The sequence below is a fragment of the Streptomyces bacillaris genome (assembly GCF_003268675.1).
Taxonomy (GTDB): Bacteria; Actinomycetota; Actinomycetes; order Streptomycetales; family Streptomycetaceae; genus Streptomyces; species Streptomyces bacillaris.
Genome location: NZ_CP029378.1, coordinates 6,555,017 through 6,573,161, shown reverse-complemented (window position 1 = coordinate 6,573,161; position 18,145 = coordinate 6,555,017). Strand labels below are relative to the sequence as shown.

At 72.4% G+C, this 18,145-nt stretch carries 21 protein-coding genes; 10 read left to right on the top strand and 11 right to left on the bottom strand.

What is annotated here, in order from left to right; all coding sequences use genetic code 11:
- The first annotated feature begins 13 nt into the window (after nt 1-13).
- Complete coding sequence (locus DJ476_RS28640; RefSeq protein WP_103418692.1) at nt 14-409, top strand: YidH family protein; 396 nt, start codon at nt 14-16, stop codon at nt 407-409.
- Entirely contained in the window at nt 406-756 is a 351-nt protein-coding gene (locus tag DJ476_RS28635; protein WP_103418691.1) for a DUF202 domain-containing protein, read from the top strand. The genes DJ476_RS28640 and DJ476_RS28635 overlap by 4 nt, the downstream gene beginning before the upstream one ends.
- Nucleotides 757-774: 18 nt before the next feature.
- On the opposite strand, the gene DJ476_RS28630 is transcribed toward DJ476_RS28635, so the two are convergent.
- Nucleotides 775-1,710 (bottom strand): NADP-dependent oxidoreductase, encoded by a 936-nt coding sequence (locus DJ476_RS28630; protein WP_112491869.1) that lies wholly within the window; start codon nt 1,708-1,710, stop codon nt 775-777.
- A 20-nt stretch (nt 1,711-1,730) separates the two neighbouring features.
- A complete protein-coding gene (locus tag DJ476_RS34670; protein ID WP_162638807.1) occupies nt 1,731-1,889 on the bottom strand; it encodes a hypothetical protein in 159 nt (52 codons plus the stop codon).
- Between DJ476_RS34670 and DJ476_RS28625 the strand changes: the two genes are divergently transcribed.
- Nucleotides 1,888-2,961: a phosphotransferase family protein gene (locus DJ476_RS28625; RefSeq protein ID WP_318294809.1), complete on the top strand. Its 1,074-nt coding sequence runs from the start codon at nt 1,888-1,890 to the stop codon at nt 2,959-2,961. The two genes, DJ476_RS34670 and DJ476_RS28625, sit on opposite strands and share 2 nt — an antisense overlap.
- 6 nt (nt 2,962-2,967) lie before the next feature.
- Complete coding sequence (locus tag DJ476_RS28620; RefSeq protein WP_112491868.1) at nt 2,968-4,182, top strand: acyl-CoA dehydrogenase family protein; 1,215 nt, start codon at nt 2,968-2,970, stop codon at nt 4,180-4,182.
- Between the two features lie 54 nt (nt 4,183-4,236).
- On the opposite strand, the gene DJ476_RS28615 is transcribed toward DJ476_RS28620, so the two are convergent.
- The 4 genes from DJ476_RS28615 to DJ476_RS28600 form a co-directional block, all read right to left on the bottom strand.
- Nucleotides 4,237-5,577, bottom strand: a complete 1,341-nt coding sequence (locus DJ476_RS28615; RefSeq protein ID WP_103418687.1) for a M28 family metallopeptidase — start codon at nt 5,575-5,577, stop codon at nt 4,237-4,239.
- A gap of 328 nt (nt 5,578-5,905) precedes the next feature.
- Nucleotides 5,906-6,499 (bottom strand): TetR/AcrR family transcriptional regulator, encoded by a 594-nt coding sequence (locus tag DJ476_RS28610; RefSeq protein ID WP_053561860.1) that lies wholly within the window; start codon nt 6,497-6,499, stop codon nt 5,906-5,908.
- A gap of 49 nt (nt 6,500-6,548) precedes the next feature.
- Nucleotides 6,549-8,231, bottom strand: coding sequence for a class I adenylate-forming enzyme family protein (locus DJ476_RS28605; protein WP_112492651.1), 1,683 nt, complete (start codon nt 8,229-8,231; stop codon nt 6,549-6,551).
- Nucleotides 8,228-9,007 carry an SDR family oxidoreductase gene (locus DJ476_RS28600; RefSeq protein WP_103418686.1) on the bottom strand — a complete coding sequence of 260 codons (780 nt, stop codon included), beginning with the start codon at nt 9,005-9,007 and terminating at the stop codon, nt 8,228-8,230. Before DJ476_RS28600 ends, DJ476_RS28605 begins: the two co-directional genes overlap by 4 nt.
- Nucleotides 9,008-9,206: 199 nt before the next feature.
- Between DJ476_RS28600 and DJ476_RS28595 the strand changes: the two genes are divergently transcribed.
- The gene (locus tag DJ476_RS28595; RefSeq protein WP_112491867.1) at nt 9,207-10,475 is read left to right on the top strand and encodes an exo-beta-N-acetylmuramidase NamZ family protein; all 1,269 of its coding nucleotides are present in this window, start codon (nt 9,207-9,209) and stop codon (nt 10,473-10,475) included.
- 85 nt (nt 10,476-10,560) lie between these two features.
- Here the strand turns inward: DJ476_RS28595 and DJ476_RS28590 are convergent, their stop codons facing one another.
- Complete coding sequence (locus DJ476_RS28590) at nt 10,561-11,043, bottom strand: GNAT family N-acetyltransferase (RefSeq protein WP_103418684.1); 483 nt, start codon at nt 11,041-11,043, stop codon at nt 10,561-10,563.
- A gap of 235 nt (nt 11,044-11,278) precedes the next feature.
- Here DJ476_RS28590 and DJ476_RS28585 point away from each other — a divergent pair, with 235 nt between their 5' ends.
- Complete coding sequence (locus tag DJ476_RS28585; RefSeq protein WP_103418683.1) at nt 11,279-11,899, top strand: hypothetical protein; 621 nt, start codon at nt 11,279-11,281, stop codon at nt 11,897-11,899.
- A 189-nt stretch (nt 11,900-12,088) separates the two neighbouring features.
- Nucleotides 12,089-12,811, top strand: coding sequence for a 3-keto-5-aminohexanoate cleavage protein (locus DJ476_RS28580; RefSeq protein ID WP_162638805.1), 723 nt, complete (start codon nt 12,089-12,091; stop codon nt 12,809-12,811).
- On the opposite strand, the gene soxR is transcribed toward DJ476_RS28580, so the two are convergent.
- On the bottom strand, nt 12,808-13,293 hold the full coding sequence (soxR, locus tag DJ476_RS28575) for a redox-sensitive transcriptional activator SoxR (protein ID WP_103418682.1): 486 nt from the start codon (nt 13,291-13,293) through the stop codon (nt 12,808-12,810). The genes DJ476_RS28580 and soxR overlap by 4 nt on opposite strands.
- Before the next feature lie 115 nt (nt 13,294-13,408).
- On the opposite strand from soxR, the gene DJ476_RS28570 reads away from it, so the two are divergent.
- Nucleotides 13,409-13,870 carry a MaoC family dehydratase gene (locus DJ476_RS28570; RefSeq protein WP_093749763.1) on the top strand — a complete coding sequence of 154 codons (462 nt, stop codon included), beginning with the start codon at nt 13,409-13,411 and terminating at the stop codon, nt 13,868-13,870.
- Nucleotides 13,871-13,874: 4 nt separating this feature from the next.
- On the opposite strand, the gene DJ476_RS28565 is transcribed toward DJ476_RS28570, so the two are convergent.
- From DJ476_RS28565 to DJ476_RS28555, 3 genes are all read right to left on the bottom strand, one after another.
- On the bottom strand, nt 13,875-14,525 hold the full coding sequence (locus DJ476_RS28565) for a TetR/AcrR family transcriptional regulator (RefSeq protein WP_103418681.1): 651 nt from the start codon (nt 14,523-14,525) through the stop codon (nt 13,875-13,877).
- 89 nt (nt 14,526-14,614) lie between these two features.
- Entirely contained in the window at nt 14,615-14,905 is a 291-nt protein-coding gene (locus DJ476_RS28560; RefSeq protein ID WP_019763967.1) for a YiaA/YiaB family inner membrane protein, read from the bottom strand.
- Between the two features lie 113 nt (nt 14,906-15,018).
- Nucleotides 15,019-16,170 (bottom strand): acyl-CoA dehydrogenase family protein, encoded by a 1,152-nt coding sequence (locus DJ476_RS28555; RefSeq protein ID WP_103418680.1) that lies wholly within the window; start codon nt 16,168-16,170, stop codon nt 15,019-15,021.
- A gap of 77 nt (nt 16,171-16,247) precedes the next feature.
- Between DJ476_RS28555 and DJ476_RS28550 the strand changes: the two genes are divergently transcribed.
- Entirely contained in the window at nt 16,248-16,928 is a 681-nt protein-coding gene (locus DJ476_RS28550) for a TetR/AcrR family transcriptional regulator (RefSeq protein ID WP_103418679.1), read from the top strand.
- 201 nt (nt 16,929-17,129) lie between these two features.
- On the top strand, nt 17,130-18,140 hold the full coding sequence (ppk2, locus tag DJ476_RS28540) for a polyphosphate kinase 2 (RefSeq protein ID WP_103418677.1): 1,011 nt from the start codon (nt 17,130-17,132) through the stop codon (nt 18,138-18,140).
- Nucleotides 18,141-18,145 lie beyond the last annotated feature (5 nt).

The window sequence follows — 18,145 nt, the reverse complement described above, 5'->3', positions numbered from 1 at the left end:
GTAAGGTGCCCGTGTGAACAAGATCGCGCAGAGCGTACGCCTGTGGTTCGCGCCGCAGCGGATCCGGGAGGAGGGGGCCACCCCCGACTACCGGTTCTCCCTGGCCAACGAGCGCACGTTCCTCGCCTGGATCAGGACGGCCCTCGCCCTGATCGGCGGCGGCTTCGCCGTGGACCAGTTCCTGCCCGACCTGGCCTGGGGCGTCCGGGCGGGGCTCGCCGTCGGGCTGCTCGCCGCCGGTGTGCTGTGCGCGCTGCGGGCGGTCAACCACTGGGTGCGGTGCGAGCGGGCGATGCGGCGCGGGGAGGATCTGCCGGTCTCCCGCTTCCCGACGGTGCTCGGCCTGGTGGTCGCGGTGGCGGCCGTCGTGATGGTGGTGGTGGTCCTCTTCGGCTGGGAGAGCCGGTGACGGTCGTACGGGACGGGGGCGGGGGCCGTAGCGAAGGCGGAGGCGGGGAGCGGGATCCCGGGCTGCAGCCCGAGCGGACCCGGCTCGCGTGGCGGCGTACCACGCTCTCCGCCACGGTCGTGGCGCTGCTCGCCGGGCGGCAGGCGCTGCACAGCGGTGCGACCCCGGCCGCGCTGGTGGCGGTGGCGCTGACCGCCGTGGCCTGGCTGGGGTTCCTGGCGGTGGCCCACCGCAGGGTGCAGCGCCTGGGCGTCGCCCGGCCGGAGCCGTTCGCGCCGCGCGGGGCGCTGACGGCGGCGCTGTGCACGGTGGCGTTCGCGGTGTTCGCGGTGGCCATGCTGTTCTGAGCGCGCCCCCAGGACTGTTCAGGCGTCCCAGTCCACCGTGACGACGATCTTCCCCCGCGTACGTCCCTCCTGGTTGAGCCGGTACGCCTCGGCCGCCTGATCCAGCGGGAAGACCCGGTCCACGTGGACGGTGACGATGCCCTGTTCGGCCAGTTCCGCGAGCTGGGCCAGGTCGGCCGCGTCGGGGCGGACGAAGGCGTAGCGGCCGCCGTACGAGAACACCTCGCTGTCCGCGATCGAGGCGAGCCGGCCGCCCTCGGCCGGGGTCTCCGCCGAGACCCGCAGCGCCTCCCCGCCCACGGTGTCGAAGGCCGCGTCGAAACCGTCGGGGACCAGTTCCCGCAGCCGCTCGGCGAGGCCCTCCCCGTACGTGACGGGCTCGCCGCCCAGGCCGCGTACGTACGCGTGGTTACGCTCGCTGGCGGTGCCGATGACCCGGCACCCCTCGTGGCGGGCGATCTGCACGGCGAGGGAGCCGACCCCGCCCGCCGCCGCGTGGACCAGGACGGTGTCGCCGTCGCGGATCTTCAGGGTGCGGTGCAGCACCTGGTACGCGGTGAGCCCGGCCAGCGGCAGCCCGGCGGCCTCCTCGAAGCTCAGGCTGAGCGGTTTGCGGGCGAGGGTGCGCACGGGGGCGGCGACGTACTCCGCGAACGTACCGCGGGAGAGGAAGTCCTCCCGGACGTAGCCGATCACCTCGTCCCCGACCGCGAACTCGTCGACGGCGACGCCCGGTTGCACGACGACCCCGGAGACGTCCCAGCCGGGGATCACCGGGAAGACGGCTTCGAGGCCGCCCTGCAGGAACCCCTCGCGGGCCTTCCAGTCGACCGGGTTGACGGCGGCGGCCCGCACCTTCACCAGGACCGCGTCGGGGCCGACCTTGGGGTCGGGCCGCTCGCCGTACTCCAGGACATCGGCCGAGCCGTACGCGCTGTAGCTGATCGCCTTCATCCCTCGACCTTCGGCGCAGGTCAGGGCGCGCGCAACTCAGGGCGGACGACGGTGTGCGGCGGCAGCGGGGTGCTCGGGTCGCGGCCGGTGTGCCGGAGGCCGACGAGGGCGGTGCGGACGCGTTCCCGGCGCCCGATCGCGGGAGCACACTGGACGACATACCGACTGGTCGGCATCATGGTCACCGACCGTTCTGATTTCCTGGTCCCATCGCCCGGAGGTACGCCCCATGAGCCCCGTCCCCCACCAGGTCTCGACCCCGAGCTGCTGCGCGGCCATCTCGACCGCGAGCGCCCCGGGCTGGTGCGCGGGCCGCTGGAGGCCCGGCTGATCGAGGGCGGGCGGTCGAACCTCACGTACACCGTCACCGACGGGACCGGGCGGTGGGTGGTCCGCAGGCCGCCGCTGGGCCATGTGCTGGCCACCGCCCACGACATGAAGCGCGAGCACCGGGTGATCAGGGCCCTGCACCCCACCGCCGTCCCCGTGCCGGAGCCGGTCCTGCTCTGCGAGGACGAGACCGTGCTCGGTGCGCCCTTCTACGTCATGGAGCACGTCGAGGGCGTTCCGTACCGCACCGCCGAACAGCTCGCCCCGCTGGGTCCCGAGCGCACCCGGGCCGCCGTCCTCGCGCTCGTCGACACCCTGGTCGACCTGCACGCGGTGGACCCGGAGGCCGTGGGGCTCGGGGACTTCGGGCGGCCCGACGGGTTCCTGGACCGGCAGTTGCGGCGCTGGGGCAAGCAGCTGGACGCCTCCCGCAACCGGGAACTGGCCGGCATCGACGAGCTGCACGCCTCGCTCGGCCGCGAACTGCCCGCGTCGCCCGCGCCCACGGTCGTCCACGGCGACTACCGCCTGGACAACGTGCTGCTCGGCCCCGACGAGCGGATCAACGCCGTCCTGGACTGGGAGATGTCCACGCTGGGCGATCCGCTGACCGACCTCGGGCTGCTCGTGATGTACAGCTCCGACCTCGGTCTGCCGCACTCCCCCGTCTCCACCACCAGCGGCGCCGCCGGGCACCCCTCCCCCGCCGAGCTGATCGAGCGGTACGCCGCCGGGTCGGGCCGGGACACCTCCGCCATCTCCTGGTACACCGCGTTCGCCTGGTTCAAGCTCGCCGTGATCCTGGAGGGCATCCACTACCGCTACACCCTCGGCCAGACCGTCGGCGCGGGCTTCGACCGGATCGGTGAACTGGTCCCGGTCTTCATCGAGCACGGCCTCACCACCCTGCAGGAAGGCTGACCACCCATGGACTTCGCATTCGACGCCCGTACCGAGGAGCTGCGCTCCCGGCTGCTCACCTTCATGGACGAGCACGTGTATCCGGCCGAGCCGGTCGCAGAGGAGCAGCGGGCGCTGCTCGCCTCGCCGTGGGACACGCCCGCGGTCGTCGGGGAGCTGAAGGCCGAGGCGCGGCGGCAGGGGCTGTGGAACCTCTTCCTGCCGGACGCGGCGTACGGGGCCGGGCTGACGAACCTCCAGTACGCGCCGCTCGCGGAGATCACCGGCCGCTCCCCGCACCTCGCGCCGACCGCGACGAACTGCGCGGCGCCGGACACCGGGAACATGGAGGTGCTCTTCCAGTTCGGCACGGAGGAGCAGAGGAAGCAGTGGCTGGAGCCGCTGCTCGCCGGGGAGATCCGCTCCGCGTTCGCGATGACGGAGCCGGAGGTGGCGTCCTCGGACGCGACGAACATCGAGACCCGGATGATCCGGGACGGCGATGACTACGTCATCAACGGACGCAAGTGGTACATCTCCGGGGCGATGAACCCCGACTGCGCGGTCTTCATCGTGATGGGCAAGACCGACCCGGACGGGAACGACCTCCGCCGCCAGCAGTCGATGATCCTGGTGCCGCGCGACACCCCGGGCGTCGAGGTGCGGCGGGCGATGCGGGTGTACGGGTACGAGGACCACTCCCACGGGGGCCACGCGGAGGTGGTCTTCCACGACGTGCGGGTGCCGGTGGCCAACCTGGTCGGGGAGGAGGGCGGCGGCTTCGCCATCGCCCAGGCGCGGCTGGGGCCGGGGCGGATCCACCACTGCATGCGGCTGATCGGGATGGCGGAGCGGGCCATCGAGCTGATGTGCCGCCGGGCGGTGGACCGTACGGCGTTCGGCAAGCCGCTGGCCGCGCAGGGGGTCGTGCAGAACTGGATCGCGGACGCCCGGGTGACGGTGGAGCAGTTGCGGCTGCTGGTGCTGAAGACGGCCTGGCTGATGGACACCGTGGGCAACAAGGGCGCGCACACGGAGATCCAGGCCATCAAGATCGCCACTCCGCGCGCGGTGGTGGACATCCTGGACTCGGCGGTGCAGTTGCACGGGGCGGGTGGGGTGAGCCAGGACTTCCCGCTGGCGGAGCTGTGGGCCTCGGCGCGGACGCTGCGGCTGGCGGACGGGCCGGACGAGGTGCACCAGCGGTCGCTGGCCCGGCGGGAGATCAAGAAGTACGTGTGAGAACGGGGTGCGGCCCCCTCCGGCGAGAGGGGGCCGCACCGACGTCACCCGTCCTCAGAAGGTGAGCTTCCAGCTGTCGATGTAGCCGGTGTCGGACCGGTAGACGTCCTGCACCCGGAGCTTCCAGACGCCGTTGGCCGCCTTGGCGGAGGCGTTGACGGTGTACGTCGTGATGACGTTGTCCGCCGAGTCGCCGCTGCTGGAGTTCTTCAGCCGGAAGGCGGCGCCGTCCGGGGCCAGCAGGTCGATCACCAGGTCACCGCGGTAGGTGTGCTTGATGTCCACGCCCACCTGGAGTGCGGCGGGGGCGTTGCCGGTCCGTCCGGAGACGGTGATCGAGGAGGTGACGGCCGCCCCGGCGTCCGGGATGGCGACGTCCGCGTCGTTGGTGAAGACGGTGCCGGTGGGCGGCTCGCCCGTGGAGCCCGCGGAGAGGGTCCAGATCGCGTGGGCGGCGGCGTCGCTGTTGCGGTCCAGGGCGGTGTCGTTGATGTTCGCCGTGGTGTCGCAGGAGGTGTGGTAGCAGCGGTCGAAGGCCTGGCCCTGGGTTCCGCCCCACTTCTGCACCTGGGCCGCGGTCTTGGTGCGGCTGGCGCCGGTGAAGAGGCCGCCGACGGGGACGCCCGCAGCCTTGAACGGGGCGTGGTCGGAGCGGCCGTCGCCCTCGGTCTCGATCTCGGTGGGCACGCCGAGGCCCGCGAAGTAGTCCTTGAAGGTCTTCTCGATGACCGGGTCGTCGTCGTAGACGAAGTAACCGGCGTTGGGCGAGCCGATCATGTCGAAGTTGAGGTAGCCGGAGATCTTCGAACGCTCGGCGGCCGGGAGGTTGTTGACGTAGTACTTGGAGCCGATCAGGCCCAGCTCCTCCGCTCCCCACCAGGCGAACCGCAGGTGCTTGTCGGGCTGGTACCCGGCGCGCGAGACGGCGAGGGCGGTCTCCAGGACGGCGGCCGAGCCGGAGGCGTTGTCGTTGATGCCGGCGCCGGAGGAGACGGAGTCCAGGTGGGCTCCGGCCATCACGACCTTGTTCGGGTCGCCGCCGGGCCAGTCGGCTATGAGGTTGTAGCCCACGGCTCCGCTGGTGGTGAACTGCTGGAGGGACGTGGTGTATCCGGCCGCGTCGAGCTTGGCCCTCACATAGTCGACGGACGCCTTGTAGCCGGGGCGGCCGTGGGCGCGGTTGCCGCCGTTGTTGGCGGCGATCGTCGAGAACTGCGTGAGGTGGCCCTTGACGTTGGCCAGCGGGATGTCCGGCGCGGCGGCGGCTGCCACCGTGGCGGTGGTCGCCGGGGCGGCGGCCTGCGCGGCGGGCGCGGCGGTGGAGAGCAGGGCCGCGACGGCCACGGCGGCGACGGCCGCCGGGGATCTGCGCAGGGTGAGGCGGTTCGGTCTCATGGTGGGGCTCCGGATTCCGTTCGGGGACTGACGGAACGTGCGGGGGGTACCCGGCCGCGTCGCACGTGTGGAACGTACGGCCGGGTCCTGGAGCTGGTGGTACGCACCGGGCCCGGCCGCCCATGTCGGTGGGCGGCCGTGCGATGCGTGACCGATGGTCAATGAGGTGACAGTGTTCCGTCAAGAGCGGAAAGCGGACATGCCAGTTCCATTAACGAACACATATCGGTGTTTGGATGTGTTCAACCGGCCCTGATCAGGGCGGTGTTACGTACTTCCCCGGTGTTCCCCCCGCGCTCCCCGGTGCTCCCCCGCACTCCCCGGCGCGCTACGGGCGCAGGGCCCGCAGCAGCAGGTCCGCGAGGTGGCCGGCGACCTGCTCGCGGGTGAGCGGGCCGTCCGGGCGGTACCAGGTGGAGAGGTGGTGGACCGAGCCGAAGTGGTAGTCGACCACCAGGTCGGCGGGGGTGGCGGTGGAGAAGACACCGCTGCGCTGGCCCTCCTCGATCAGAGCCCGGAACCGCTCGTGGTAGCGGCGGCGCTCCACCCGTACCTGCTTGTTCTTCTCCGGGCTCAGGTGGTGCATGGAGCGGAAGAAGATCGCCGCGTCGTCCAGGTTGTCGATGGTCGTGACGACCACGTCGGCCGCCGCGTCGCGCAGCCGCTGCTCGACGGGGGCGTCGGCGTCCGCGAAGGCGTCGAGCCGCTCCTGCTGGAGCCGCAGCACCCGGGCGTACACCTCCTGGAGCAGGTCCTCCTTGGAGCCGAAGTAGTGGTAGAGCGCCCCCTTGGTGACGCCCGCCGCCTCGACGATCTCCTGCACCGAGGTGCGGTCGTACCCGCGCTCGGCGAAGAGCCGGGTGGCGGTGGCCAGCAGCCTCTGGGGGACGGGCGTGCCGTTCTGCTCCGTCGCCTTGGCCATGAGCCGCCACCTGCCTTTCATACCGTGCGTTCACTGTTTCGACGAGGTTCTAACGGGAGGAACGCAGTTCCCGCCTGAGGATCTTCCCACTCGTGGTCTTCGGCAGCTCGGTCAGGATCTCCACCTCGCGCGGATACTTGTACGCGGCGAGCCTTTCCTTGCAGTACGTCCCCAGCTCGCCCGGTTCGACGGATGTGCCCGGACGCAGACTGACATAGGCCCGTACGGTCTCCCCCCGGTACGCGTCGGGCACGCCCACGACCGCCGCCTCGCGCACCGCCGGGTGGGTGTACAGGACGTCCTCCACCTCGCGCGGCCAGACCTTGAAGCCGGAGGCGTTGATCATGTCCTTCTTGCGGTCGACGACGTAGAGCCACCCCGCCGCGTCCATGAACCCGATGTCGCCGGTGCGCAGCTCGCCGTCCGGGAAGGCGGCGGCCGTGGCCTCGGGGAGGTTCCAGTAGCCGGGGACGACCTGGGGGCCGCGCACGGCGATCTCGCCCTGCTCCCCGAAGGGCACCTCACGCCCCGCCTCGTCGAGGATCCGTGCGACCGTGTCGGCGCCGGGCACCCCGACGGAGAGGGTCCCGGAGACCGGGTCCACCGGGGCCTCCCGGCCGGGCGGGACGGAGGCGCAGGGGGCGGTGCACTCGGTGAGGCCGTAGCCGTTGCGCAGATACGGGCCGAAGCCGGCGCGGAACCGCTCCACCAGCGCGGGCGGCAGCGGGGCGCCGCCGGAGGAGAGCTGCCGGAAGGAGGCGAAGTGGTCCGGGGTGGCGTCCGGGTGGGCGGCCAGGGCCATGAAGGCGGCGGCGGGGCCGATCGCGTAGGCGGGGCGGTGGGCGGCGAAGGCTTCGAGGACGACGCCCGGCTCGAAGCGGTGGGTCAGGACCAGCGTGCCCGCGTTGGCCGTGCAGGCGGCGAACTGGCAGACCATGCCGGTGATGTGGAAGAGCGGGGCGAGCGCGAAGTAGCCGGACCCCTCGGGGACGGGCTGCCCGACGCGCTGCCGCTCGGCGTTGTACGCGATGTTGGCGTGGGAGTTCATGGCGCCCTTGGGGGTGCCGCTGGTCCCGGAGGTGTAGCTGATCAGCGCGGTGTCGGCGGCGGCCGGCTCCCGCCCGGCCGGGGGTGCGTGACCGGCGCGGGCGACGGCCAGCAGATCGTCGGCCGGATCGTCGGGTCCGGGGGCGGGAAGCCGCTCGGAGCGGAAGACCCGGGGGTCGTCCACGCTCTGGAGGTCCCGCTCGCAGGCGGTGAGCGCGATGCGCAGATCCGGGGCGGCGGCCGCGGTCTCCCGCAGGTACTCCGCCCAGGCCCGGTCCGAGCAGACCAGTGCGGTGACCCCGGCGTCGCGCAGCGCGTGGCCCACCTCGCCGGACCGGTACATCGGATTGAGCGGTACGACGGTGGCCCCGGCCTTCCACGCGCCGAGGAGCGCCAGGACGAAGTGCGGGCTGTTCTGGAGCATGACCGCGACCCGGTCGCCGCGCCGCAGCCCCCGGGCGGCGAGGTGTCCTGCCACCGAGTCGGAGAGCGCGTCGGCCTCCCGGTAGCTCAGGCGCCCGTCGAAGTAGGCGAGGGCCGTACGGTCCGGGGCCCGTCCGGCGGCGGCCCGGAAGGCGTGCAGCACGGTCGGGGGCGGGGTGACCGGGGCGCGCTGGGCCTCGCCGAGCAGGGCGAGCCAGGGCCTGGCGGCGTAACGGGAGCCGGTGGGGGCCGGGTCGGTCATGGACCGGTCGCCTCCCACTTCTGCTGGAGGCGGTTCATGTTGCCCATCCATCGGTCGGGGTCCTCGGCGCGGGCCCGGTAGTACCCGGCGACCTCGGGGTGCGGCAGGACCAGGAAGCGGTCGGCCGCCATCGCGTCGAACAGCGCGTCGGCGACGGCGTCCGGCTCGATGGCCCCGGGGGCGAGCACCAGCTCACCGGCCGAACCCGCGGCGGTGAGCATATCCGTCCGCACCCCCTGCGGGCAGATCGCGTGGACCTTGACGCCGCGGTGGCGGTAGGTGAGCGAGAGCCACTCCGCGAAGGCGACCGCCCCGTGCTTGGTGACGCTGTAGGGGGCCGCGCCGATCATCGTCAGCAGTCCGGCGGCGGAGGCGGTGGTGACGAACCGCCCGTCGCCGCGCTCCAGCCACTGCGGCAGCAGGGCCCTGGCCGCGCGGACGTGGGCCATCACGTTGACGTCCCAGGCGGCTGCCCAGACCTCCTCGTCCGCGAACACGTCACCGGGCGAGGCGAGTCCGGCGTTGGCGCAGTAGATGTCCACCGTGCCGTCCAGCGCGTCCCGGGCGGCTTCCACGATGTGCGAGGCGTCCCCGGTGACGGCGATCCCGCCGATCTCCTTCGCGAGCGGTTCGATACGGGCGGGGTCCAGGTCGTTGACGACGACCCGCGCGCCCTGCCCGGCGAACCGGCGGGCCAGGGCGGCGCCGATGCCGCCCGCGGCCCCCGTGACCACCACACCGGCACCCCGCACCGTGTCCGCCCCACCTGTCGTCATCGCCGTCCCGCCTCTCCCGTACGCCCGCATTCCGGTCCGTCAGCACCGACAGACTAACCGGTCGGTATGTCATCGGGAAAGGCCCCGGAGCGGCCGGTGGGCGCGGGCGGTCGCCACGGCCCGGGTCGTTCCGCGCGGCCCGCCGCCGCGCTAGCGTGCGTGGCCATGACAGTCGGCGCACGATCATGGAGGTAGCGGAATGAATCTGTCCCGACGTGGTGTGCTGGCGGCGGGCGGCGCCCTGGGAGCACTGGCGGCGACCGGCAGCGCTCCCGCCGCCGCATCGGCCGCTTCCGTACGGGACCGGGGCCGCCCCCGGGTCCGTACCGGCTTCGACCGGCTGGCCGCCGACGGCTACCGGCTGCTGCGCGGCCGGAAGGTGGGGATCGTCACCAACCCGACCGGGGTCACCGCCGACGTACGGCACATCGTCGACGTGATGCACGAGGACGCCCGGGTGAACCTGACCGCCGTCTTCGGCCCCGAACACGGCTTCCGGGGCACCGCGCAGGCGGGCGGTTCGGAGGGCCGGTACGACGACCCGGCGACCGGGCTGCCGGTCTACGACACGTACCTCAAGAGCGGCCAGGACCTCGCGGACATCTTCACCGCGTCGGGCGTGGACACGGTGCTCTTCGACATCCAGGACGCGGGCGCCCGCTTCTACACGTACATCTGGACGCTGTACGACTGCATGGAGGCGGCCGCGCTCGCGGGCAAGCGGCTGGTGGTGCTGGACCGGCCGAACCCGGTGACCGGGCGGGCGGCGCTGGGGCCGGTGCTGGACCCGGCGTTCGCCACGTTCGTCGGCCGCCGGGAGATCGCCCAGGCGCACGGGATGACGGTGGCGGAGCTGGCGCTGCTCTTCAACGCGGAGTTCCTGCACGAGAACCCGGTGCGGCTGGAGGTGGTGATGATGTCCGGGTGGCGGCGGTCGGACTTCTTCGACGCGACCGGGCTGCCGTGGGTGCCGCCGAGCCCGAACATGCCGACGCCGGAGACAGCCCTCGTCTACTCCGGCACCTGCCTCTTCGAGGGCACCAACCTCTCCGAGGGCCGGGGCACCACACGCCCCTTCGAACTGCTGGGCGCGGAGGGCATCGACCGCCACTGGGCCGCCGCAGCCAACGCGCTGCGGCTGCCGGGGGTCGCCTTCCGGGAAGCGTACTTCGCGCCGACGTTCTCCAAGTTCCAGGGGAAGACGGTGGGCGGGGTGCAGGTGCACGTCCAGGACCGGGAGGTCTTCGACCCGGTCCGTACGGGCATCGGCCTGCTGGTGACGGCGAAGCGGACGTGGAGCGGGTTCGCCTGGCGCCCGGACAACTGGATCGACAAGCTCACCGGGAACACCAGGGTCCGCACCATGATCGACGCGGGGGCGGACACGGACGCGGTGGTGGCCGCGTGGCAGGCGGACCTGACGGCGTTCCGGGCGAAGCGGCGGAGGTATCTGCGGTACGGAGGGTAGTGCGGAGGCCGTGCGGGCCCGGGGCGCGGTGCTTCTTCGGGAGGCGGCGCCCCGGGGCCGGCCGGCGTCGGCGCCCCGGCCCGTCTCAGCCCGTCAGGTCCAGATCCCCGAGATACTCACCATCGGCGGTCAGCCCCCGCTTGCGGTAGCCGAGCCCGAGATAGAACCCCTCCGGGCCGCCCTCCCCCGGGTGCCAGGTCACCGTCGACACCGTCCCGCCGCGCCGCCGGATCTCCTCGTTCACCGCACCCACGGCGAACCGCCCGTATCCCCGCCCCTGCTCCCCGGCGGCGACGGCCAGCCGCCAGAGTCCGGAGCGCGGCGGGGCGTCCGGCACACCTGCGTCGTAGTCGAACCGGACGCCGAAGAAGGCCATCACAAAGCCCACGACCCGGTCGCCGTCACAGATCAGCCGGGGCCAGGCGACGTCGGGGTGCACATAGGCCTCGGCCAGCGACTGCGCGACCGGCGAGACGAACTTCCGCTGCTCAGGAGCGACTTCCAGCCGACAGGCTTCGAGGACCGTGTCGGGTGTGACCTTTTCCAGGCGCGGGGATGCTGCTGTCATACGGGCAGCCAACCTCACCCGTCCGGACCGCCGCCACCGACTTTTCCCGCCCGCGCCCGCACCGCGGTGCGCCCTCGCACCACCGTCCGCGCGCCCTTCCGCTTCCGTCCGTGACACCCGTCCGACATGGGGAGTCTCAGCCACTGGACGGTTTCCATCTTTCGATGGAGCCGAAACGGGCAGGCGTACGTCCACTCCTTGACGCCGATGGACGAACGACGGAGGTGGCGGTGGCATGGCCGGTTTCCGGAGTCTTGCGAGACAGGTCCGCGATCCACGGAGCGATCTGGCGCTGCGGCGGTACTCGCTGCGCAAGTGCCTGGAGAGGTTCGCCCCGTACGGGCACCGGGCGACCTGGGACCATCTGTGCGCCCGGCACGGGATCGATCCCGAGGACCGGGCACCCGATCCGGCGCGGCTGCTGGCCGCCCTGGAGGAGCTGGAGGAGGCGCGGGCCATCTGGCTCGCCTACGAGGCGGGGTTCGCGGAGCGGCGGCGGCGCGAGAAGCACGAGGGCCTGCGGCGGCCGGGCGCCTTCGACGACTGGCACCGCCGGACGTGGGGCGGCCATGGGGTGGCCCGCTGCGCGGACCCGGAGGTCCACCCCAGCGAGCCGCTGGCCGAGGTGCTGCGCCGGCTGATCGCGGCGCTGGGCTCGGGCCCCGGCTCCGCCTGCCCGGTCTGTGCGGACACCGGGATCGAGTGGCGCCAGGAGCGGGCACGCGGCCAGGAGGCGTGGTCGGGTCCGGTGTGCACGGGGTGCGGGATCGCTGTGCCGCAGCCGGTGCTGACGGACCATGCGCTGGCCAGGGCCCGGCTGATACGGCACCGGAGGCTCGCGGCGGCGGCCGCGTAGGAGGCCTGGGCTCCGGCTTGTTGCCCGTTCGGGGGCCTGCTGCCGGTCGGAGCTGTTGTCCGGTCTGGGCCTGTCGCCGGTCGGAGCTGTTGCCGGTCCGGGACTGTTGCCGGTCCGGGGCCAGGTGTTGGCGCGGGCCTGTTGCCGGTCCGGCGCCCGTTGTCAGTGGTGGATGTCACCATCGGGGACATGATCCAGGTCTGCCTGAACGGCCGGCGGGGTGCGGACGCCTCGGCCGCCGTGCCCCTGTCCCCCGAAGCGCTGGCCCGGTCGGCGGCCGAGGCCGTCGCCGCCGGGGCCACCGACATCCATGTGCATCCGCGGACCCCCTGCGGGCAGGACACGCTCTCGCCCCGGGTGGTGGCCGCGACGCTGACGGCGATACGGGCGGCGGTGCGCGTCCCGGTCGGGGTGACGACGGGCGCCTGGGCCGAGCCGGATCCGCGGCGCCGGGTGGAGCGGGTGCGGGAGTGGACGGTGCTGCCGGACCACGCCTCGGTCAACTGGCACGAGCCGGGTGCCGAGGAGCTGGCCGCCGCGCTGCTGGAGCGGGGCGTGGGCGTGGAGGCCGGGCTCTGGTCGGGCACGGAGGGGCACCGCCTCTTCCGCCGCTCACCGCTGGCGCCCCGGGTGCTGCGGGTGCTGGCCGAGGTGACCGACACCGATCCGGCGACGGCGACCGGTTCCGCCCGGCTGCTCCTGGCGGAGGTGGGCGCCGCCCACGGCCGCCCGGTGCTGCTGCACGGGGAGGAGGGCGGGGCCTGGCCGGTGGCCGCGCTGGCCTTCCGGCTCGGCCTCGGGGTGCGGATCGGCGCGGAGGACGTGACGGTGCTCCCGGACGGCTGCCCGGCCCGCTCGAACGCGGATCTGGTCGCCGCGGCGGTGCGGTTACGACAGGAGGGCGCCCCTTAGGAGGGGTGCTCCTCCGCCGGATCCTGCCTGCGCTCGGGCATCAGGCGGGAGCCGGTGATCCGTTCGCCGGAGATGTCGTCGGGGTTGGAGAGGACACAGGTCTCCAGCGAGAGACAGCCGCAGCCGATGCAGTCGGTCAGATGGTCGCGCAGCCGGTGCAACTGCTTGATGCGCTCGTCCAGTTCCTGGCGCCAGATCTCGGAGAGGCGGGCCCAGTCGTCCCGGTTCGGCGTGCGCTCCTCGGGCAGCGAGGCGAGGGCGTCCCGGATCGTGGCCAGCGGGATGCCGACGCGCTGGGCGGCCCGCACGAAGGCGACGCGGCGCAGCGCGTCACGCGAGTAGCGGCGCTGGTTGCCGCTGGTGCGGCGGCTGCTGATCAGGCCCTTGGACTCGTAGAAGTGCAGAGCGGAGACCGCGGCGCCGCTGCGCGCCGAGAGCTGGCCGACCGAGAGTTCGTGGAGTGTCTGCGGAAGCTGGGGCACTCCTCAAACCTACTGCCATGTCGTTGACAGGAACGCGCCGCGCCAGGATGCTGAGCAAGCGCTTGGACATCTCGCGCCGCAGGGTGCGGTACGCCGGAAGGCAGGGACCGGGAACATGGCAGAGCCGAAGATCTTCACGTCCGCGCAGGAGCTGCTCGACGGAGTGGGCGAGCAACTGGGCCACAGCGACTGGCTGGAGGTGGACCAGAAGCGGATCGACCTGTTCGCCGAGGCGACCGGCGACCACCAGTGGATCCATGTGGACCCGGAGCGCGCGGCGTCCGGGCCGTTCGGCACGACCATCGCGCACGGCTATCTGACGCTCTCGCTGCTGCCCGCGCTGGTCCCGCAGGTGATGCGGGTCGAGAACATGAAGATGGGCATCAACTACGGGACCAACAAGGTCCGCTTCCCCTCCCCCGTCCCGGTCGGCTCACGGCTGCGGGCCACGGCGGTGCTGACGAACGTCGAGGAGGCCGGGGGCGGCGTGCAGGTCACGGCCCTGGTCACGGTCGAGCGCGAGGGCGGCGAGAAGCCGGCGTGCGTGGCCGAGTCGGTGTCGCGCTACTACTTCTGAGCTACTACTGACCGGCGCCGGGATCCTGGGACCGTTGCGGGGCCCCGACCATGCGCAGGACGAGGTCGGCGTAGAGCGCGCCGACCTCGTCGGGCGTGCGGCTGCCCTGGGCGTTGAACCAGCGGGCCACGTCGATGCAGAGGGAGAGCACGGCAAGGGTGGTGCCGGGGATGTCCGGGACGTCGAACTCGCCCGCCCGCACGCCCTCGCTGATGATCCGGCGCACCACCGCGTCGCTCCGGCGGCGCAGTTCGACGATCTCGGTGCGGTGCTCGGGGCCGAGGGCGTCCAGCTCGTACTGGACGACGCGGGCGGTGGTGTGGCGCTCCGCGTGCCAGCGGACGAAGGACCGTACGGCTCCGGCGAGCCGCTCGGCGGCGGTGCCGTCCCGGTCGGCCTCGGCCTCCAGGAGGTAGAGCGCCCGGTCGTGGCCGATCTTGCTGATCCGGTGGAGAAGCTCTTCCTTCGTCTTGTAGTGGATGTAGAGCGCGGCCGGGCTCATCCCGGCCCGGCCGGCGATGTCGCGGGTGGTGGTCGCGTGGTACCCGCGCTCGGCGAAGGCGTCGACCGCGGCGACGAGGAGCCGCCTGGCCGCCTCGGGCGTGACCTCGCCCCAGGCGGCGTCCTCGGCGCTCGTCTCCTCCGGCGTACTCATCGCCCGGTGCCCCTCTCCGTCAACAGGACGAACACCATACCCCGAACCTGAGCAAGCGCTTAGGGGCGTCTCGGGGGCCGGTACGGGTTTCAGAGCTTCTGGAAGGGGTCGTGCTCGGCGAGGATCTTCTCCAGCCTGGCCTGGTCGACCCGGCTGACGATCTGCCCGGCCTCCTGCCGGTCCCGGATCACCTTGGCGAGGGTGAAGCAGGACGTGACGAGGTAGAGCACGCCGATGGCGAGGAAGCCGCGCACCCAGGCGTCGGCGTCGAGGAAGAAGATACCGAGGGCCACCGCGCCCATCGCCACCAGGAAGGAGGCGACGGCCTGGCCGTAGAAGGCGGCGGTGCTCTGCTGCTTGACCGTTGTCGTGTCACTCATGGGCACAGCATCCGCCGACGTGGCGCAGGCCACATCCGCGCCCGTACTCAGGCGGATACTCAGACACCCGTACGAGCCGTGGCGGCCGCGTCCGCCGTGGGGCGTCGTGGGGCTCAGAATGCCGAGACGCCCGTCAGCGCGCGGCCGATGATCAGCTTCTGGATCTGGCTGGTGCCCTCGTAGAGCGTCATCACGCGGGCGTCGCGGAGGAGCTTGCCGACCGGGTACTCGTCGATGTAGCCGTAGCCGCCGAAGACCTGGAGGGCGTTGTTGGCGCAGCGGACGGCGGCCTCGGAGGCGTACAGCTTGGCCTGGGAGGCGGCGGTGGCGAACTCCTGGCCCCGGTCGATCAGGTCGGCGACGCGCCAGGTGAGCAGCCGGGCCGCCTCGACGTCCACGGAGATGTCGCTGAGCAACTCCTGCACGAGCTGGTGGCCCGCGATGCCCTTGCCGAACTGCTCGCGCTCCCCCGCGTACCGTACGGCGGCGTCCAGGGCGGCCTGGGCGATGCCGACACAGCCCGCCGCGACCGACATCCGGCCCTTGGCGAGGGCCGACATGGCGACGGTGAACCCCTTGCCCTCGGGGCCGAGGAGGGTGGAGGCGGGGACCCTGACGTCCTCCAGGACCAGTTCGGCGGTGGCCTGGCCACGGAGGCCGAGCTTGCCGTGGATGGTGCGGCGGGTGAGGCCGGGGGTGTCGGCGGGGACCAGGAAGGCGGAGACGCCGCGGTGGCCGGGGGCGTCGTTCGTCCGCGCGAAAAGAAGAACCACATCGGCCCAGGTGCCGTTGGTGATGAACATCTTGGTGCCGTTGATGACGTAGTCACCGCCGTCGCGTACGGCCCGGGTGGCGAGGTTTCCGGCGTCCGAGCCGGTGCCGGGTTCGGTGAGGCCGAAGCAGCCGATCGCCTCGCCGGAGGTGAGCCGGGGCAGCCACTGCCGCTTCTGCTCCTCGCTCCCCCAGGAGGCGATGGTCTTGGCGACCAGGCCGAGCGAGACGGAGACGATCCCCCGGACCGAGGAGTCACCGCGGCCCAGTTCCTCGGTGACCAGGCAGTACGCGAGGTGGTCGCCGCCGGAGCCGCCGTACTCCTCGGGGACGGTGAGGCCGAGGAAGCCGAGCGCGCCGAGCTTCTTCACGATCGACCTGTCGACATTCTCGGCCCGGTCCCAGGCGACGACGTGCGGGGCGACCTCCCGGGCCACGAACTCCTCGGCCAGCCGCCGGACGGCCTCCTGCTCCTCGCTCAGCTCCAGGTTCATGGCGCGCCACCCCACTTCTCGTGCGCTACTTAATTAGCACTGCTAGTTTCTGGTTCGCAGCGCCTACTATGAGCCGCATGGCCCGACCGCGCAAGCCCCTCCTGAGCAGAGACCGCATCGTCGAGGCGGCGAGCGCGCTCGTGGACGCCGAAGGGCTGGACGCCGTCTCGACGCGCCGCCTGGCGGCGGAGCTGGGGGTCAGCGGGCCCTCGCTCTACAACCACTTCCGCAACAAGGACGAGATCCTCGACGCGGTCGCCGACGCCGTCTCCGTACAGGTCGATCTGTCGATGTTCGAGGAGTCGGACCCGCGCGACTGGCGGGAGGCGTTGCACGACTGGGCCCTCTCCTACCGGGCCGCCCTCGCCGCGCACCCCCACATCGTCCCGGTCCTCGCCCGCGGCCCGGGCCGCCGGCCGGCCGGGCTGCGGGTCGCGGACGCGGTGTTCGGGGCGATGGTCGGGGCGGGATGGCCGCCGGCCCAGGCGACCCGGATCGGGGCGCTGATGCGGTACTTCATCACCGGGTCGGCGCTGGGCTCCTTCGCCGGGGGCTTCGTCGACGACGAGAGCGCGTACGACCCGGCCGACTACCCGCACCTCGGCCAGGCGCACCTGCTGGCCGAACGGCGGCGGGAGGTGGACGAGGGGGCGTTCGAGGTGGGGCTGCGGGCGCTGCTGGACGGGCTGGAGCGGCAGTACGAGGAGTACGGTGCGGCTGACGGCGGGGCCAGACCCTCCAGCCCGTCCGGCGTTTGAGGACGGAACCGGTGCGCGGGGGCGGCGGCATCCGCGCTTCCCGGCCACGGAGGGGCGCCCCGGTCCACCAGCGGGGTTCCGTCCTCAAACGCCGGACGGGCTGGGTGGCGGCCGGACGGGCTGGGATGGTGCGGGCCCACGTCCTCCAGCAGACTGGGCCCAGACGCGGAAGTCCGGCTGGGCCGGTGGAGGGACACCGTCATGACGCGGAGCACCAAGGCGCACGGCAACCGTAGCGGCGACAGGAGGAAGGCCGACGGCGAGGAGGCCGCGCGGGCGGCGCGGCACGGGGGGCCGTATCTCGACGGGTTCAAGGTGGCCGACAGCGGGGACGACGACCCGGTGCTGGTGGAGCCGGACGGCCATGCCCGGGACGCCTGGCGGGAGGACTACCCGTACGAGTACAAGCTCCGGCGCCGCGACTACGAGAAAGCCAAGCGCGCCCTGCAGATCGAGCTGCTGAAGCTCCAGCACTGGGTGAAGGAGCGCGACGAGCGGCTGGTGATCCTCTTCGAGGGGCGTGACGCGGCGGGCAAGGGCGGCACGATCAAGCGGTTCACCGAGCATCTGAATCCGCGTGGTGCGCGAATAGTCGCGCTGGAGAAGCCCACCGAGCGCGAGCGCACCCAGTGGTACTTCCAGCGGTACGTGGCGCATCTGCCGAGCGCCGGTGAGATCGTGCTGTTCGACCGCTCCTGGTACAACCGGGCCGGGGTGGAGCGGGTGATGGGGTTCTGCACGACCCGTGAGTATCTGGAGTTCATGCACCAGGCGCCCGGGTTCGAGCGGATGCTCGCCCGGGACGGCATCCACCTGGTGAAGTTCTGGTTCTCCGTCTCGCGCAACGAGCAGCGCAACCGGTTCATGATCCGGCAGATCGATCCCGTACGGCGGTGGAAGCTGAGCCCCGTCGACCTGGCCTCGCTGGACAAGTGGGACGAGTACACCGAGGCCAAGGAGCTGATGCTGTTCCACACCGACACGGCCGACGCGCCGTGGACGGTGGTGAAGAGCAACGACAAGAAGCGGGCCCGGCTGGAGGCGATGCGGCATGTGCTGGACCGCTTCGACTACCCGGGCAAGGACCCGAAGGTGGTCGGGGTGCCGGACCCGCTGATCGTGGGCCCGGCCTCCCGGCTGTTCGAGGAGGGCGAGATGGACACCCGGCTGCTGGGGCCGGTCGCCTCGACCTCCCGGACGACGGACTACTAGCAGCG

What these genes read in the sequence shown, in the direction of transcription:
- ppk2 (WP_103418677.1), top strand. Translation starts at nt 17,130, where the DNA reads ATGACGCGGAGCACCAAGGCGCACGGCAACCGTAGCGGCGACAGGAGG.
- DJ476_RS28590 (WP_103418684.1), bottom strand. Translation starts at nt 11,043, where the DNA reads ATGACAGCAGCATCCCCGCGCCTGGAAAAGGTCACACCCGACACGGTC.
- DJ476_RS28580 (WP_162638805.1), top strand. Translation starts at nt 12,089, where the DNA reads ATGATCCAGGTCTGCCTGAACGGCCGGCGGGGTGCGGACGCCTCGGCC.
- DJ476_RS28620 (WP_112491868.1), top strand. Translation starts at nt 2,968, where the DNA reads ATGGACTTCGCATTCGACGCCCGTACCGAGGAGCTGCGCTCCCGGCTG.
- DJ476_RS28610 (WP_053561860.1), bottom strand. Translation starts at nt 6,499, where the DNA reads ATGGCCAAGGCGACGGAGCAGAACGGCACGCCCGTCCCCCAGAGGCTG.
- DJ476_RS28595 (WP_112491867.1), top strand. Translation starts at nt 9,207, where the DNA reads ATGAATCTGTCCCGACGTGGTGTGCTGGCGGCGGGCGGCGCCCTGGGA.
- DJ476_RS28550 (WP_103418679.1), top strand. Translation starts at nt 16,248, where the DNA reads ATGGCCCGACCGCGCAAGCCCCTCCTGAGCAGAGACCGCATCGTCGAG.
- DJ476_RS28555 (WP_103418680.1), bottom strand. Translation starts at nt 16,170, where the DNA reads ATGAACCTGGAGCTGAGCGAGGAGCAGGAGGCCGTCCGGCGGCTGGCC.
- DJ476_RS28585 (WP_103418683.1), top strand. Translation starts at nt 11,279, where the DNA reads ATGGCCGGTTTCCGGAGTCTTGCGAGACAGGTCCGCGATCCACGGAGC.
- DJ476_RS28630 (WP_112491869.1), bottom strand. Translation starts at nt 1,710, where the DNA reads ATGAAGGCGATCAGCTACAGCGCGTACGGCTCGGCCGATGTCCTGGAG.
- DJ476_RS28600 (WP_103418686.1), bottom strand. Translation starts at nt 9,007, where the DNA reads ATGACGACAGGTGGGGCGGACACGGTGCGGGGTGCCGGTGTGGTGGTC.
- DJ476_RS28605 (WP_112492651.1), bottom strand. Translation starts at nt 8,231, where the DNA reads ATGACCGACCCGGCCCCCACCGGCTCCCGTTACGCCGCCAGGCCCTGG.
- DJ476_RS28565 (WP_103418681.1), bottom strand. Translation starts at nt 14,525, where the DNA reads ATGAGTACGCCGGAGGAGACGAGCGCCGAGGACGCCGCCTGGGGCGAG.
- DJ476_RS34670 (WP_162638807.1), bottom strand. Translation starts at nt 1,889, where the DNA reads ATGATGCCGACCAGTCGGTATGTCGTCCAGTGTGCTCCCGCGATCGGG.
- DJ476_RS28615 (WP_103418687.1), bottom strand. Translation starts at nt 5,577, where the DNA reads ATGAGACCGAACCGCCTCACCCTGCGCAGATCCCCGGCGGCCGTCGCC.
- DJ476_RS28625 (WP_318294809.1), top strand. Translation starts at nt 1,888, where the DNA reads ATGGTCACCGACCGTTCTGATTTCCTGGTCCCATCGCCCGGAGGTACG.
- DJ476_RS28560 (WP_019763967.1), bottom strand. Translation starts at nt 14,905, where the DNA reads ATGAGTGACACGACAACGGTCAAGCAGCAGAGCACCGCCGCCTTCTAC.
- DJ476_RS28570 (WP_093749763.1), top strand. Translation starts at nt 13,409, where the DNA reads ATGGCAGAGCCGAAGATCTTCACGTCCGCGCAGGAGCTGCTCGACGGA.